We start from the raw sequence: 15,035 nt of genomic DNA, 5'->3' as shown, positions 1-15,035 counted from the left end.
GTGCTGATGAACAGAAAAATACTGATTGCCGACGACGAGCAAAACATAGTCATTTCGATCGAGTTTCTGCTGCGCCGCGAGGGCTTCGAGGTGCTCGTCGCCGGCGATGGCGAGGAGGCCCTGGCGAAGGTGCGCGGCGAGCGGCCTGACCTCGTGCTGCTCGACGTGATGATGCCGAAGATGAATGGCTTTGACGTCTGCCAGGCCCTGCGCGCCGACCCTGATCTCGCCGGCACGCGCATCCTGATGCTGACCGCCAAGGGTCGCGACACAGAGGTGAGCAAGGGGCTCGGCCTGGGCGCCGACGGCTACATGACGAAGCCGTTCTCGACCAAGGAACTCCTGGCCGAGGTGCGCAAGCTGCTCGGCATGTGAGCGATGACGGCGCGTCGCAAGCTCATCCTGGCCGTTGTTGCTGCCAGCTTGTTCATGCTCCTGCTGGTGGGGGCGACGGCGGCACTCATGCTGGCGGGCGAGCCGGACGAGAGCGGGAGCGGCAGGTCGGCCGCGGAGCGCGTCGTCGTCCTCGTCGTGCTGCTGCTGCTCGCCAGCGCCTTCGTCGCTTGGCTGATGGTCCAGCTGCATGATCTCTATGCCGCTTCGCCGTTGCGCATGGCGGAAGAAGTGACGGCGACCCTGGCACACGGCGGCCTGCGCGTCGGCGAGCAGCGAGCGGCCGAACTGCGGGTACTGGCGCAGGCGGTCAATCAGTTGCTAGCCCTGCGCGAGGCGAGGGAGAACGATGTCGCCGAGCGGGTGCGCGAGGCGCGCGCCTCGCTCGAGGAAGAGCGGAGCCGGCTGGCGGCACTGATGGCGGACCTCAGCCAGAGCGTCGTCGTCTGCAACCTGGATGGGCGTGTCCTGCTCTACAACCAGCGCGCCAGGCAGGAACTGGCGGCCGGCGCGGATGGCGGGCACGTCGAGCTGCTCGGGCTGGGCCGCTCGATCTACACGGTATTCGATCGCGCACTCATCACGCACGCGCTCGAGCGCCTGCAGCAGGCCAGCCGCGAACTCGGCGAGACGGAGAGCAGGCAACTCCTCGGTTCGGCACAGTTCGTCACCGCGACGCCGGCTGGTCGCCTGCTGCGCGCGCACATGTCGCCGGTCCTCGGTGGCCACGGTCCGCACCATGCGCAGGTCGGCGGGCTGTCGATCACCGGTTTCGTCCTCGTGCTCGAGGATGTGACCAGCAGCAACGAACGGCACGCGCGGCGCGATGCGCTGATCCAGTCGCTGATCGAGGGTGGGCGTGGGCCGTTGGGCAGCATCCGCGCGGCGGCGGAGATGCTCTCCGAGGTCGCCGACATGCCGGCGCAGCAGCGCGACCGCTTTCTGCGGGTGGTCCATGACGAGGCGGCAAAGCTGTCGGCACAGTTTGAAACCGCGGCCAGCGCTTTTTCCAACGATCTGCGCGAGCGCTGGCTTCTCGAAGAGATGCGCGGTGCCGAACTGCTGGTCGTCGCCGCCCGGAGCATCGGTGAGAGGCGGCCCGGCGAGCGGCGGGCGCTGGCGGTCAAGACCGAGAACGTCGATGAGGATCTCTGGCTGCGCGTCGATGGTTTCGGACTGTTTCAGGCGCTGCGCTATCTGGCCTGGCGCCTGCAGGACGAGTACGCGGTGCGCGAGGTGCGCCTGTCGCTGATACGCAGCGCGCAACTGGCGCAACTGGACCTGTCCTGGCTGGGCACCTTCATGAACAACGAAACGGCGATGAGCTGGTTGCAGGATCCGATGTCGGTTGCCGGCGAAGTGTCGCCGCTCAGCGTCACCGATGTCGTCGAGCGCTGCAATGGCGACATCTGGTTTCAGCGCGAACGGGTGTCGCATCGTGCCTTCTTCCGCACCATGCTGCCGATCGCAGACGCACCGACCGACCTGCCGCGGGCGGTCGTCGCCGCTGCCGAGGGCGAGCGACCCGAGTTCTACGATTTTGATCTCTTCGGTTGGTCGGCCGCCAGTCACGAACTCGACGACCGCCTGCTGTCGGAACTCGCGTACACCGTCTTCGACACCGAGACCACCGGGCTGCAGCCAACCCAGGGCGACGAGATCATCCAGATCGGCGCGACGCGGATCGTCAATCGCCGCCTGCTTCGCCACGAATGTTTCGACCAGCTGGTCAATCCGCAATGCCGCCTGTCGCCGCAGTCGATCGAAGTGCACGGCATTACACGCGAACTTCTCGTCGGCCAGCCGACGATCGATGTCGTGTTGCCGAAATTCCATGCCTTTTGTGCCGATACCGTACTCGTCGGGCACAATGCCGCCTTCGACATGCGCTTCCTGCAGCTCAAGGAAAAGCAGACCGGTGTGCGCTTCGAGCAGCCGGTACTGGATACCCTGCTGCTGTCGGCGGTTCTGCACAGCAACCAGACGACGCACCGGCTGGAGGCGATCGCCGAACGCCTCGGCGTCTCGGTGTTCGGCCGGCACACGGCACTCGGTGATGCGATCGTCACCGGTGAAGTGTTCCTGAAGATGCTGCCGTTGCTGGCCGAGATGGGCATCCGCACGCTGCGGCAAGCGCGCGAGGCGAGCCAGAAGACCTTCCATGCCCGACTCAGGTATTGAGCCGCGAGCGAGCGCCGTGCCGTTTTCGCCCTACGTCTCGCTGCGCTCACTCGTTCGCGGCGAGGCGCTGACGGTCCCGCCGGCAGCCAGCGTGCGTGAGACCCTGCTCCTCCTCGACCAGCGGCGTGCCGACGCGGTGGTGGTCGTCGATGGAGGCGGCCGGGTGCCGCTGGGAATCATCACGCTGCACGACGTGCTGCGGCGGATTGCTCTCGAGCGCTGCGAGCTGCAGGCGCCGGTGGCATCGGTGATGACCGGTGGCCTGATCACCGTTCCGGCCGACTGCAGCGCGCACCAGGCGAGCGTTGTGATGGTGCGGCGTGGCGTGCATCACCTGGTGCTCACCGAAGGCGACGGCAGCTACTTCAACCTGGTGTCGCAAGCCGATCTCCACTCGCTGCCGGGCATGCGGCAGGGAGACCTCGTGCGGGCGATCCTCGGCGCGCGCGACCTGCCGACGGTGGTGGCCCTGGCAGGTGAGATCCGGTCTTTCGTCGTCCGCCTCATCAGCGAACGGGTCGTGGCGGAGACGCTCTGCCAGCAGATCTCCTCGCTCAACGACCTGCTGACGATGCAGGTCATTGAACTGCTCGCCGGCGACTTCGAGCTGCCTTACGTACCGTGGTGCTGGCTGGTCTTCGGTTCGGAAGGAAGACTGGAGCAGACACTGGCCACGGACCAGGACAATGGCCTGATCTTTGCTGCCGAGTCGGAAGAAGACGCGCCCGCTTTGCGGGCGGCCTTCCTTCCCTTTGCACGGGCAGTCAATGAAGCGCTCGACGCCTGCGGTTTTCCGCTCTGCAAGGGCAAGATCATGGCCAGCAACCCGCAGTGGTGCCTGTCCGCGAGCGAATGGCAGGCGGCCTTTCTCGGCTGGCTCACCGAGCCGCAGCCTGACGCCCTGGTCAACGCGAGCATCTTCTTCGACTTGCGGCCACTCTACGGGCAGGACTCGCTGGCCAACCACCTGCGTGAGTGGCTCCTCGAGAGGGCCGCATCCTACCCGATCTTCATGCGTGCGATGGTCGAGAACTCGCTCAACTGGGAGTCGCCGCTGACCTGGTGGAAGGGGTTCCGCTACGACGGCGACAAGGAGTTTCCGCACACCATCGACCTCAAGAAGCACGGTTCGCGCCCCTTCGTCGACAGTGCACGGATCTACGCCCTGGCGCTGCGCATACCCGACACCAATACCGGCGAGCGACTGCGCGTCACGGGGGAGAGAAGCGGCATTCCCGGCGAGGATCTGGCGGCAATGATCGACGCCTTTCAGCACATCCAGCGCCTGCGGCTGGGGCGTCAGGCTGCTGCGCCGCCGACGGCAGCAACCAACCGGGTCAACCCGGACGAGTTGCACGAACTCGACCGACTGATCCTCAGGGAGTCGCTGAAGCAGGTTCAGGCGCTGCAGAAAAGGCTGAGCCGCGAGTACCTGCCCGCCTAGGCGGTGCCGCCGGTCGTCGCCGTCGCGCGCAGGCGGAAGGGCTCGGGGAGGCCGGCCACCTGCCGCAGCCGGTAATCGAAGAAGACGATGCCGGTCTTGCCGCGGGCGACTTCGCGCCCGCTGGACTTCTCGACCATGCACCAGAGCAGGTCGCAGCCCTTGCTGGTGAAGTCAGCCGCCGTCATGCGGACTTGCATGACCTCGCCGGCGAACGCTTCCGACCGGTACTGCAGCGCAGCGTCGGCAATGACGATGCCGAGGCCCTCGACATCCAGTTCGCTGTAGCCGAGCGAGCGGAAGAAGCGGGCGCGCGCCTCCGACACCACCGACAGCAGCAGCGCGTTGTCGAGATGCCCGCCGTAATTCATGTGGCCGACGTAGAGGGCGATGTCGGTCGAAAAGGCGAACTGTTCCGGCAGTTCGATGCGGATTCGTGGCATGGCCTGGCAGTGGTCTGGTAGTCGTGCGAGACGACCATTCTAGGCCATTCCGGCGATCACTGGCGGGCGGTCGGCGACATCAGCAGCAGGTGCAGGAACCTGTCGGTCCATCTGCCCAGAGCCGACAGCGTCCTGCGCGTACCGGCAGCGATCATGTCGCCGGCGGCGATACTCCGCTCGTGGCGGGCACGTTCGACCATCATCATCATCTGTTCGCGGGTAAGATCGGTTTTCATTTGTTTCGTCCTGGTTGGTTTCCCGGTTTGCCGAGAGGGTGTCGCCACTGTATCGGCTTGCCTGGAGGGCGGCAAACGATCAATAATCACGCAACAGGTGAGAAAATCTCAGCCATATGACCTATCGTCTTCCGCCGCTGAATTCATTGCGCGCCTTCGAGGCGGCGGCCCGGCACCTGAGTTTCAAGGACGCCGCCGCCGAACTGTCGGTAACGCCGACGGCGATCAGCCACCAGATTCGTGGTCTCGAGGAGTACCTCGGCTTCGAGTTGTTCCGGCGGCTGACGCGGGCCATGGAGCTGACGCGCGAAGGCCGGCTGATGTTGCCGAAGGTGCGCGAAGGACTGCAGTGCTTCGCTGCCGCAATCGAGAGCACCCATCGGCGCGAGCCGGGCGGGCGCCTGTTGCTGACGACGCCGCCAGCCTTCGGCACTCGCTGGCTGATCCGCCATCTGCCCGGCTTCACTGCCCTGCATCCCGAGATCCAGTTGCACATGTCGGCGTCGATCGAGACCATCGATGCACGCGATTCCGGGCGTGTATCCGGTCTGGCGCGGGTCGACCTGCGTGAAGACGAGACGGAGGTATTCATCCGTTTCGGCCGCGGCCAGTACGACGGTTGCCGGGTCGATCGCCTGTTTTCGCCGCGCTATGGAGTCGTCTGCAGTCCGCGCCTGCTGTTCTCGATGCGCCCGCTGAAGGTTCCGGCGGATCTCCGATGGCACAACCTTCTCCATGACGAGTCGATCATGGAGCTGCTCGATCGCCCGACCTGGGCGGAATGGTTGCATCTCGCCGGGGTCAGCGGCATCGATCCGGACGCCGGCACACACTTCAGCGATTCGGGGTTGGTGCTGTCGGCGGCGATCGATGGTGTCGGCATCGCACTGGCCTCGCAGCCTCTGGTCGAGGCCGAGGTGGCGGCTGGTCGGCTGGTGCAGCCCTTCGACCTCGTCATTCGCCGGACGCAGGCCTACTACCTGGTGGTGCCGGAAGCCGTTGCCGACCGCCCGCCGGTGCAATCGTTCCGGCAGTGGTTGCTGCGCGAGGCGGCGAAGGTCGTGCAGCAATGACGGCGGGGCGCGGGGCGATCCGCCCCGCGCCCCGCCGCCGATCCGAGATGTCGGCTGCCGCCCGGCAGCCGGCCGGGGACGAGCGCATGACCGACCCGTTCGCGTCGCGCCGGCGTTGCCGGCGATCGCTTATGCTTGGCCGCTGGTCGCCGGCTTCTCCTGCTGCCTGCTCTTGCCGCCGGCCAGTTTCTGGACTTCGGCACTGAGCTGGATGACGCGCAGCGAGAGCTGCTCGATGTCGCGCCGGGTGGCGAGGATGACGAAGTCGAGCGGTCTGAGGAAGCGCTCACGAACGAGTTGCTCGCCCCGTTCGATCGTCGCCGTTGCGCTGCTCTTCAGTTCGGCCGAGGTTTCCTCGATCTGCTGACGGGCCTTCGGCCGCATCGCCTGGCCTTCGCGGACGAGCGTCTCGAAGGTCTGCATGCTGCTCCGGGTGGCCAGCGAGTAGGCGCCAAGACCGCACAGCCAGAGCTTGCGCAGCGCTTCGCGGGTCTGGGCCAGCAGTTGTTCGGTCGTGATGCGGTCCATCGTGTTGCTGTTCGGGATGTTCATCTGTTTCTCCTTGATCCAAGAGGTTGCCGGATTTCCGGCGGTTGCCGAAGGGTCCTGGCTGCTTGTCGCCCGTGGCGACGCCGAAGAAGAGGCAGGACCACCTGCCAGCGGCTCCCCCGCAAAGAGGGGAATGGCGTTTCGTCGGTCGCTGGAGTGACCCTTCCGTCTGCCAGCCAACGCGGCGAAGTCTAGCCGGCATCGCTAGAGGAAGCACACTAAACGAATGGCCACCGGCCTCTGCAGGAGGGGTATGTGCTAAGGTGTTGCCCGGTCGCTGCGCTGACCGTTTTCCCGCATGAGCCCGAAGGAGACCGCCATGAACAAACTGTCCCTGCTCGATTTCGGTTTCTTCATCGCCGAGTCGGAACAGAGTCCAAAGCACGTGGGCGGACTGATGATCTGCAAGCGGCCGGCCGGGTCGAAGAGCAGTTTCGCCAGCGATCTGTACCGAGAGCTGCTTGGCTGTGTCGATGTCCAGCCACCCTTCAATCGCCGGATCGAATTCTCGCTGACGGCGATGCCGACCTGGCGTGAGGCGGAGGCGGTCGATCTCGAGCAGCACGTCTTCTACCGCCGCCTGCGGCGTGGCAGGAACAGCCAGCGCGACCTTTACCAGTTGGTCGCCGGGTTGCACCAGCCGACGCTCGACCGCTCAAGGCCGCTGTGGCAACTGCACGTCGTCGACGGGCTGAGTGGCGCCCGTTTCGCGCTGTACGTGAAGATGCACCATGCCTGTGCCGACGGCGTGACGATGATGCGTTGGGCGGCAGAATCGCTGTCGAAAAGCCCTGACGACCTCGCGCTGCGGCCGCTGTGGTCGCTTCGACACGGGCAGGTGGAGCGCAGGCTGCAGCGCGAGCGGGAGAAACTGGCGACCTCGCTGCTCGGCGATCTGCTCGGTGCTGGCAAGCGCGTGCTCGGGGTTGGCCGTCTGGCTGCCATGATGCTGCTGGAGAGCGTCAACCTGACGAAGAACGCGATCTCGCTGCCTTTCGCCGCCGACGGCAACACGCCACTGACCGGACAGGTGACCGCCGGCCGCCAGTTCGCGGCAGCCTGCGTGGACATGCAGCGGGTCAACGCGATTCGCTCGCGGACGCGCTCGACGCTGAATCACGTGGCGCTGACCTGCCTCGACGGGGCCTTGCATCGCTACCTGCGCGACGAGGGCGTCAAGCTGCGGACGCCAATCACCATCCAGATGCCGGTCAACCTGCGGCGGGAGGGCGACGAGGGGAGCGGCAACAAGATCGGCTTCGTGCAGGTGGAACTGTCGGCGCCCACCGACGATCCCTACGTTCGCCTGCGCAACATCGGCTTTTCGTTGCGCAACGTGCGCACGCTGATCGACAGCGTGGCGCCGGAGGCGATCGAGTCCTACACGGTGATCACGTCGCTGGTCGGCCTCATCGCCGAAAAGCTCAATCTCAGTGACCGTCTGCCGCCCGCGAACGGTAATACCCTGGTTTCGAACGTACCCGGTCCGGCGCATCATCTCTACATCAAGGGTGCGCGGATCGAGGAACTGCACCCGATCAGCACCCTGCCACCGGGCAACCTGCTCAACATCACGCTTTTCAGCTACGCCGGCCGACTGTTCTTCGGACTCATCGCGACCGATGAACTACCCCATCTCGAGCGCCTGAGCGACTACGTTGGCGAAGCGTTCAGTGAGCTCGAGCAGTCGGTGACCGACGCCTTTGCCACTCCCGCGCCGCTGGCGCAGTCCTGAGCGGGCGGCACGGCCGGGCCGGTTGGCGCCTGCGGGCACCGCGGCCTGTCGGCAGGCAAAAAAAAGACCGGGCGGGGACCCGGTCGGAAGCTTGGACTCCTGGTTGCTTGCCGGCGGTGCAGCGTTCCGTCGCAACTCTGGTAGACCTGTCGGCGCAGGCGGTGTCTTGCCACTGCCTGGAACATCGCTCGAGCGCAGTCCGCGAAGGGCGGTGTCGCTTAGCCGCGCACGGCTGATCGCCGCTTGCCGGCGCGTCCGTTGGCCTCGGCGAGCAGTAGCTGAAAGCCTTCGAACGAGATCTCGGTCGCTTCGCTCAGCTCCGGCAGCCGGCGCTCGGGTTGCCGCCGACGTTCCGGGAGCCTGCCAGGCCGCCCGAGGTCGACCTGGCGCCGGTCGCTGCCACTGCGGACTCTTTCGGTCTTCAACTCGATCCCTCCTGTCATCATTGCTCGAAGCGATGCCGCGACGATACGCTTGCCCGGCGAAAGCGCCCGTGCGGGATTTCACGATCGCGATCGTGTCGCCAACGGCGGCCCGGACCGCGCCGCGTCACCAACGGCCGGCACGCTTGCGGCGCGTGGCGGGGCGATCGCCGGCGTCCGTCATCGTCGGCGGGCGGCAAAAAGCCCTTAACATGCGTGCTGCGCGGGCCGTCCGGGCGGACTTCGGTTGCCGGCCGATGTCGGTCGTGTCGCTTGCTGCCTGAAGGGAAAGAGAAATGACCGGCCTGTCCACCGAAGAGCACACGCACGTGCCGCTTGCTGAGCGGCTGCGGCCGCGGACGCTGGCCGAAGTGATCGGCCAGACCCACCTGCTCGGGGAGGGCAAGCCACTCGCCGTCGCCTTTCAGTCCGGCCAGCCGCACAGCATGATCCTCTGGGGGCCGCCCGGGGTCGGCAAGACGACCCTGGCTCGCCTGATGGCGGATGCCTTCGCTGCCGAGTTCATCGCCCTCTCGGCCGTTCTTGCCGGAGTCAGGGACATACGCGAGGCGGTCGCCAGGGCCGAAGTCGGCCGTGCGCGCAGCGGCCGGCGGACGATTCTCTTCGTCGACGAGGTGCATCGTTTCAACAAGGCACAGCAGGACGCCTTCCTGCCCTACGTCGAAGGCGGGTTGCTGACGTTCGTCGGTGCGACGACCGAGAATCCGTCGTTCGAGCTCAACTCGGCGCTGCTCTCGCGCGCTGCGGTCTACCTCCTGCAGCCGCTGTCGCCAGAAGAGATGGGCGAACTCCTCGAACGCGCCTTACGCTACGCGTTGCCCGGCACGAGTGTCAGCGACGAGGCGCGTGTGCGGCTGATCGGCTTCGCCGATGGCGATGCCCGGCGACTGCTGAACGTCATCGAACAGTTCGCCACGGCGAGCAGGGAAGTGCTGCCGCAGACGATCGACGGTGCCTTCGTCGAGCAGGCGATGGCGCAGAGCCTGCGGCGATTCGACAAGGGGGGCGACGCCTTCTTCGACCAGATTTCGGCGCTGCACAAGGCCGTCCGTGGTTCCTCGCCGGATGCGGCTCTGTACTGGTTCTGCCGGATGCTCGATGGCGGCGCCGACCCGCGTTACCTGGCGCGGCGGATCGTTCGCATGGCCTGGGAAGACGTCGGTCTGGCCGACCCGCGTGCCGCGCGCATCGCACTCGACGCTGCCGAAACCTTCGAACGTCTCGGCTCACCCGAGGGCGAGCTGGCGCTGGCGCAGGCGGTCCTCTACCTGGCGATGGCAGCCAAGTCGAACGCCGGCTACCTCGCGTATAATGCCGCGCGCGGCTTCATCGGCAGCGATGCTTCGCGGCCGGTGCCGCTCCACTTGCGCAATGCGCCGACGCGGCTGATGAAGACCCTTGGCCACGGCAGGGACTATCGCTATGCGCACGACGAGCCGGAAGCCTATGCCGCCGGCGAGAGTTACTTCCCGCAGGGCATGCCGACGGTCGAATGGTATCGGCCGGTGGCGCGTGGGCTCGAGATCCGGATCGGCGAAAAGCTCGCCCACCTGCGCGAACTCGATCGCCAGGCAAGAGAAGACAAGGACTGAGCATGCTTGACATCCAGCTGTTGCGCAACAACATCGATGCCGTCGCCGAGCGGCTCGCGACACGCGGCTTCATCCTCGACCGTGCCGGTTTTCAGCGGCTGGAGAGCGAGCGGAAACTACTGCAGACACGTACGCAGGAATTGCAGGCGACGCGCAACAGTCTGTCGAAACAGGTTGGCGTGCTCAGGGCACGGGGCGAGGATGCCGCGCCGCTGATGCAGCAGGTGGCGGCGCTGAAGGAAGAGCTGGACACCAATGAGGCACGACTTGGCGGGTTGCTGAAGGAACTCGACGATTTTCTGGCGACGCTGCCCAATCCGCCGCACGAGAGCGTGCCGGTCGGCCGATCCGATGCCGACAACGCCGAGATGAAGCGCTGGGGAACACCACGCAGCTTCGATTTCCCCGTCAGGGATCATGTCGACCTCGGTGAAGCCCTGGCTCAGCTTGACTTCGCCACCGCCGCCAAGATCGCCGGCACGCGCTTCTGCCTGATCCGCGGTCCGCTGGCGCGCCTGCACCGCGTCCTTGCGCAGTTCATGCTCGATACGCACACCGCCGAACACGGCTATCAGGAAGTCTACTCGCCCTACCTAGTCAACGCCGCCAGCCTGACCGGGACCGGCCAGTTGCCCAAGTTCGAGGAGGATCTGTTCCGCATTCCACGTCCCGACGCCGAGCCGCTGTACCTGATTCCGACCGCCGAAGTGCCGGTCACCAACATCGTTCGCAACGAGATTCTGGCGGCGACCGATATGCCGCTCAAGCTCGTCTGCCACACGCCCTGTTTCCGCTCGGAAGCCGGCTCCTACGGTCGCGATACCCGCGGCATGATCCGCCAACACCAGTTCGACAAGGTCGAGCTGGTGCAGATCGTTGCCCCGGCAGACTCGCAGTCGGCGCACGAGGAGCTGACCGGGCATGCCGAGCGCATCCTTGAACTGCTCGAGCTGCCGTACCGGCGGGTCACCCTGTGCACCGGCGACATGGGCTTCTCGTCGGCCAAGACCTACGATCTCGAGGTCTGGCTGCCGGCGCAGAACGCCTACCGCGAGATCTCCTCGTGCTCCAACTTCGAGGCTTTCCAGGCGAGGCGAATGCAGGCGCGCTATCGCAACGAGCGCAACCGGACCGAACTCGTGCATACCCTGAACGGGTCGGGGCTCGCTGTCGGGCGCACGCTCGTGGCGGTGATGGAGAACCATCAGAACGCCGACGGCAGCATCAGCATTCCGGAGGTATTGCGGCCGTATTTTGGCGGCATCGCGACGATCGTGGCGAAGTGAGCGGGTCCGCGTCGCCAGTGCGTGCCGGCAGCGCCAGCCTGGCGATCGGGCGTCCAGGGGCGCCGGCGCAGAAAAGTTCCAGCGGCCAGGTTCGCGACCGGTGCATGCGGGCGTTCCTGTGCTAATATTCGCGCCCGACGGAGAGGTGGCAGAGTGGCCGAATGTACCTGACTCGAAATCAGGCGTAGGTGTGAGCCTACCGAGGGTTCGAATCCCTCCCTCTCCGCCAGTAACCTGCTGATTACTGGTTAGTTTTTCGAAGTCTGTTGCCGCTTGTCATTGCCTGGAAATCGCCCCATTTCCGCAACTTGCGGAAATCATTTCCGCAACCCCGGCTACTTTGTTGGTTTCACCCGTTTGCCGACGCGCTGATAGACGACCTTGGTGATCTGCTTGTCGCTGTGCCCAAGCAGGTCGCTGGCGTGGTCCAGGGCCATTTCGCTGGCCGCTTTTGGGCGCGCGTCACGGAACTGAAACTGCCTGATGCGTGCCGCCAGGACGAGATCCGCGGACTCTTCAGCTCGACCTGCTGCAGCCTCGCGCGCTGCTGTGAAACGCAGGCGAAGCATTCCCTTAGTGAGCTGCTTGCCCTCTGGCGTTGCCAACAGCCACAAGCTTCGCACGCTGCGCGCCCGGATGCGATCGATCAGCCGCCCAAGCTCTGAGCGGCCGCCGCTGTCCGGATCGGTCAGCATGATCGCCCTCTGGAGTTGACCCTTTTCGGTGGACACCTGATGCTTACGCAACAAGGAGTCCAAGATGCCGCAAAGCAGACCACCGTACCCGGCGGAGTTTCGCCAACAGATCATCGAACTGGCGCAGGCTGGCCGAAGCCCGCAAGAGTTGTCTCGGGAGTTCGGGCCGACCAGCCAGACCATTGTCAATTGGCTGGCGCAAGCAGCCCGCGACGCCGGCAAGCCCTTGCCTGGCAAGGAGGGCTTGAGCAGTACCGAGCGGGCTGAACTGGCCAAGCTGCGCCGGGAGAACCGGCAGCTGAAGATGGAGCGCGACATCTTGGCAAAGGCTACGGCCTGGTTCGCCAGAAGGAGCGAAGGTTCCACCTCGAACTCTTCGAACTCGTGATGGCGCGCCAGGCCGACTTCCCCGTGCGTACCCTGTGCCGCGTGCTGCGTGTCTCGGTCAGCGGCTTCTATGCTTGGCGACAGCGGGCGCCCAGCCCGCGCGCCGTGGCGAATGCCGTGCTGACCGAGCGTATCCGGCTGATCCACAAGGAATCCGGCGGGAGCTACGGCCGCCCCCGGGTTCGGGCCGAACTGCTGGAGCAAGGCGAGACCGTCAGCCAGAAGCGGGTCGCCCGCCTGATGCGCCTGGCGGGCTTGCAGGGCGTGAGCCGCCGCCGTGGCTACGTGGTCACCACCCGGCGTGATCCGGACCGTGATCCGGCGCCCGATCTGGTAAAGCGCCAGTTCGTGGCGGACGCACCCAATCGCCTTTGGGTGGCCGACATGACCTACGTGCCGACCTGGCAGGGCTTCATCTATTTGGCCATGGTGCTGGACGTGTTCAGCCGGCGGGTCGTCGGTTGGTCCATCGGCGAGCATATGCGCACGGAACTCGTGCTTTCGGCGCTCAACATGGCCGTGGCCACGCGCAAACCCCACGGGGTGATCCACCACAGCGACCAAGGCAGCCAGTATTCCGCCCTGGCCTTCGGCAAGCGCTCCCGGGAAATGGGCATCCAGCCGTCCATGGGCACCGTAGGCGATGCCTACGACAACGCCATGGCGGAGAGTTTCTTTGCCAGTCTGGAATGCGAACTGCTGGACCGCAACACCTTCCGCACCAAAACCGAGGCTCGCCTGGCCGTGTTCACCTGGATCGAAGGCTGGTACAACCCGCGCCGGCGCCATTCCGCGCTCGGCTATCTGTCACCCATGAACTACGAAAAGAAACACCACCACTCTGTGCAGTCAGCCAGCCCCGAACCCGGGTTATCCACCGCGCCGCTCGCCTCTGGCCTGAGAGGGGCCAGCGGCGGCGCCGTGGATAACCCTACGCCCGAGGAGGCTCAACCCGCTTGAAAACCAAGCGCTAACCTGTCCACCCGATAGGGGCAACTCCAACTCCAGGGAACTGCTTCGACCATCAGATCGACGATCCGATCGAGGCCGGCTTGGTGGATTGGCTCACCGACCGGCGCCAGACGCACTACTGGAGTTCGGTAAAGCTTGATCTGTACGGGCTCGACTCCCACTGCGAGCACGTGCCGAAGAAGCCCTGGGCGCCACCCGGTCTGATCAAGCCGCCGCGCGCGCAGCGCGTGCCGGACATCATTCTCCTCCGGCGGCAGGCGAGCGATGCCGATCCGTAGCCCGCCGGGAACCCGCTCCGCCGCGCCACCAGTTGCCGGGACTCTTGGCCTCGCGCGCTTTTGCTGCGAGGATGACGGCCATGCCCACCACGTCGACCTGTTCTTCCAGCGACGCTGCTGCCAGCCGCGCCGCCTGGCTCCTTGCCGGCGTCGAGTTCTTCTTCTCGCTCGGCTGGGTGGTCTACGTCATCTTCCTGCCCGAACTGCTGGCGCGCGGCGGGTTGGACAAGCGCCACCTACCCTGGCTGCTGGCGGCCGACCAGTTGCTCTTCGCGCTCGCCGACTGGTCGATCGGCGTTGCCGTCGACCGGGCACGCGCCGCGTTGCGGCGGATCGGCGCGATGCTCGTCCTGCTGTCGGCCGTGGCGGCGGCGGCGATGCTGCTGCTGCCCTGGCTGGCGGCGATGCCGGCCGTCTTCCTGTTCGCCACCGCGGTCTGGGTCGCTGCTTCGGCAGCCCTGCGGGCGCCGCCCTACGTCCTGCTGTCCCGGCACGCCGCGCGCGCGGCGATGCCACGGCTCGCCGGCATCCAGCTGCTCGGCCTGGCGCTCGCTTCGGCGCTGGCGCCGTACCTGGCGATCGTCCTCAAGGGGGTCGATCCGGCGCTGCCGTTTGCACTCAGCGCGCTGGCGGTGGGCGTGACGGCGCTGGCGCTGGTTGCCGTCGAGCGGGCGCTGCCGCCGCCGCAGCCGGTGGCGGTCGCGGCGGACGTCGCCGGCGGCCGGCGGGCGCAGGCGGCCGGCTGGAGTGTCCTGCTGCTGATCGCGCTGTTGTTCGCCTTCGGCCAGCAGGTGCATACGGCGATCAACTCGGCGGCGCAGTTCAGGCGCCTGGCCGACGCGGCGCTGCTGCCGTGGCTGCTGCCGGTCTTCTGGGCCGGCTTCAGCATCGGGCTGCTGGCGGTCGGCCGGCTCGTCCGCGCCCGCGGCGCGCTGGCGGTGCTGCAAGGGTCGGCGGCCGCCGGCGCGCTGGCACTCGGCAGCGCAGCGCTCGCCGGTTCATTGGTCGTCCTGTTGCCGAGCCAGTTCGTCGTCGGGGCGCTCTGGGGCTGCATCCTTTGCACGTCGATCGGCGTCGCTGCCGAGCGTGGCGATCCCCTGCAGAGCGGCCGTCACACCGGTGCGCTGATGGCGACGCTGGCGGTGGCGGCGATGTCGCGGCTGAGCCTGGCGGCTGCCGGTGGCGGTGGCACCGGAGCGCTGCTCGAATGGCTGCCGGTGGCGGTGTGGGTGGCGGCGCTTCTGCTGTTGCTGCGGTTGCGGCGGGTGTCGGGCGTGTAGCGGCGGCGCGGCGTCTGCCTGCCGGGCGCAGCCGGCGTGGCCTTGCGCCGC

General features: G+C 66.5%; 14 protein-coding genes, 1 tRNA gene and 1 pseudogene. 11 read left to right on the top strand and 5 right to left on the bottom strand.

Annotated features, from left to right (window positions below):
* Positions 1–6 precede the first annotated feature (6 nt).
* From HT579_14930 to HT579_14920, 3 genes are read left to right on the top strand one after another with little or no spacing between them, the layout of a single operon-like run.
* Positions 7–375: a response regulator gene (locus tag HT579_14930; GenBank protein QKS30105.1), complete on the top strand. Its 369-nt coding sequence runs from the start codon at positions 7–9 to the stop codon at positions 373–375.
* 3 nt (positions 376–378) lie between these two features.
* The gene (locus tag HT579_14925; protein ID QKS30104.1) at positions 379–2,574 is read left to right on the top strand and encodes a DNA polymerase III subunit epsilon; all 2,196 of its coding nucleotides are present in this window, start codon (positions 379–381) and stop codon (positions 2,572–2,574) included.
* The gene (locus HT579_14920; GenBank protein ID QKS30103.1) at positions 2,555–4,018 is read left to right on the top strand and encodes a CBS domain-containing protein; all 1,464 of its coding nucleotides are present in this window, start codon (positions 2,555–2,557) and stop codon (positions 4,016–4,018) included. The genes HT579_14925 and HT579_14920 overlap by 20 nt, the downstream gene beginning before the upstream one ends.
* Here the strand turns inward: HT579_14920 and HT579_14915 are convergent.
* The gene (locus HT579_14915; protein QKS30102.1) at positions 4,015–4,458 is read right to left on the bottom strand and encodes a thioesterase family protein; all 444 of its coding nucleotides are present in this window, start codon (positions 4,456–4,458) and stop codon (positions 4,015–4,017) included. The genes HT579_14920 and HT579_14915 overlap by 4 nt on opposite strands.
* 56 nt (positions 4,459–4,514) lie before the next feature.
* Entirely contained in the window at positions 4,515–4,694 is a 180-nt protein-coding gene (locus HT579_14910; protein QKS30101.1) for a hypothetical protein, read from the bottom strand.
* 116 nt (positions 4,695–4,810) lie between these two features.
* Between HT579_14910 and gcvA the strand changes: the two genes are divergently transcribed.
* Entirely contained in the window at positions 4,811–5,767 is a 957-nt protein-coding gene (gene gcvA / locus HT579_14905) for a transcriptional regulator GcvA (protein QKS30100.1), read from the top strand.
* Between the two features lie 129 nt (positions 5,768–5,896).
* Here the strand turns inward: gcvA and HT579_14900 are convergent, their stop codons facing one another.
* Positions 5,897–6,319: a phasin family protein gene (locus HT579_14900; GenBank protein ID QKS30099.1), complete on the bottom strand. Its 423-nt coding sequence runs from the start codon at positions 6,317–6,319 to the stop codon at positions 5,897–5,899.
* A 316-nt stretch (positions 6,320–6,635) separates the two neighbouring features.
* Here HT579_14900 and HT579_14895 point away from each other — a divergent pair, with 316 nt between their 5' ends.
* Positions 6,636–8,051, top strand: coding sequence for a wax ester/triacylglycerol synthase family O-acyltransferase (locus HT579_14895; GenBank protein QKS30098.1), 1,416 nt, complete (start codon positions 6,636–6,638; stop codon positions 8,049–8,051).
* A 218-nt stretch (positions 8,052–8,269) separates the two neighbouring features.
* Here HT579_14895 and HT579_14890 read toward each other — a convergent pair whose 3' ends face one another.
* A complete protein-coding gene (locus tag HT579_14890) occupies positions 8,270–8,476 on the bottom strand; it encodes a hypothetical protein (GenBank protein ID QKS30097.1) in 207 nt (68 codons plus the stop codon).
* 293 nt (positions 8,477–8,769) lie between these two features.
* Between HT579_14890 and HT579_14885 the strand changes: the two genes are divergently transcribed.
* The 3 genes from HT579_14885 to HT579_14875 all read left to right on the top strand — a co-directional run bounded on the left by HT579_14885 (position 8,770) and on the right by HT579_14875 (position 11,601).
* Positions 8,770–10,086 (top strand): replication-associated recombination protein A, encoded by a 1,317-nt coding sequence (locus tag HT579_14885; protein ID QKS30096.1) that lies wholly within the window; start codon positions 8,770–8,772, stop codon positions 10,084–10,086.
* Positions 10,087–10,088: 2 nt separating this feature from the next.
* The gene (gene serS / locus HT579_14880; protein ID QKS30095.1) at positions 10,089–11,372 is read left to right on the top strand and encodes a serine--tRNA ligase; all 1,284 of its coding nucleotides are present in this window, start codon (positions 10,089–10,091) and stop codon (positions 11,370–11,372) included.
* 139 nt (positions 11,373–11,511) lie between these two features.
* Positions 11,512–11,601: transfer RNA gene (locus HT579_14875), tRNA-Ser, on the top strand.
* A gap of 106 nt (positions 11,602–11,707) precedes the next feature.
* Here HT579_14875 and HT579_14870 read toward each other — a convergent pair.
* A complete protein-coding gene (locus tag HT579_14870) occupies positions 11,708–12,067 on the bottom strand; it encodes a hypothetical protein (protein ID QKS30094.1) in 360 nt (119 codons plus the stop codon).
* Between the two features lie 64 nt (positions 12,068–12,131).
* Between HT579_14870 and HT579_14865 the strand changes: the two are divergent.
* From HT579_14865 to HT579_14855, 3 genes and pseudogenes are all read left to right on the top strand, one after another.
* Positions 12,132–13,285 (top strand): annotated as a pseudogene (locus HT579_14865) (IS3 family transposase).
* 224 nt (positions 13,286–13,509) lie between these two features.
* Positions 13,510–13,704, top strand: a complete 195-nt coding sequence (locus HT579_14860; GenBank protein QKS30093.1) for a hypothetical protein — start codon at positions 13,510–13,512, stop codon at positions 13,702–13,704.
* Between the two features lie 80 nt (positions 13,705–13,784).
* The gene (locus tag HT579_14855) at positions 13,785–14,984 is read left to right on the top strand and encodes an MFS transporter (GenBank protein ID QKS30092.1); all 1,200 of its coding nucleotides are present in this window, start codon (positions 13,785–13,787) and stop codon (positions 14,982–14,984) included.
* The last annotated feature ends 51 nt before the right edge of the window (positions 14,985–15,035 follow it).

The organism is Candidatus Accumulibacter similis, from assembly GCA_013347225.1.
In the GTDB taxonomy this organism is placed as follows: Bacteria; Pseudomonadota; Gammaproteobacteria; order Burkholderiales; family Rhodocyclaceae; genus Accumulibacter; species Accumulibacter similis.
This window is presented reverse-complemented; position numbering and strand designations above follow the sequence as displayed.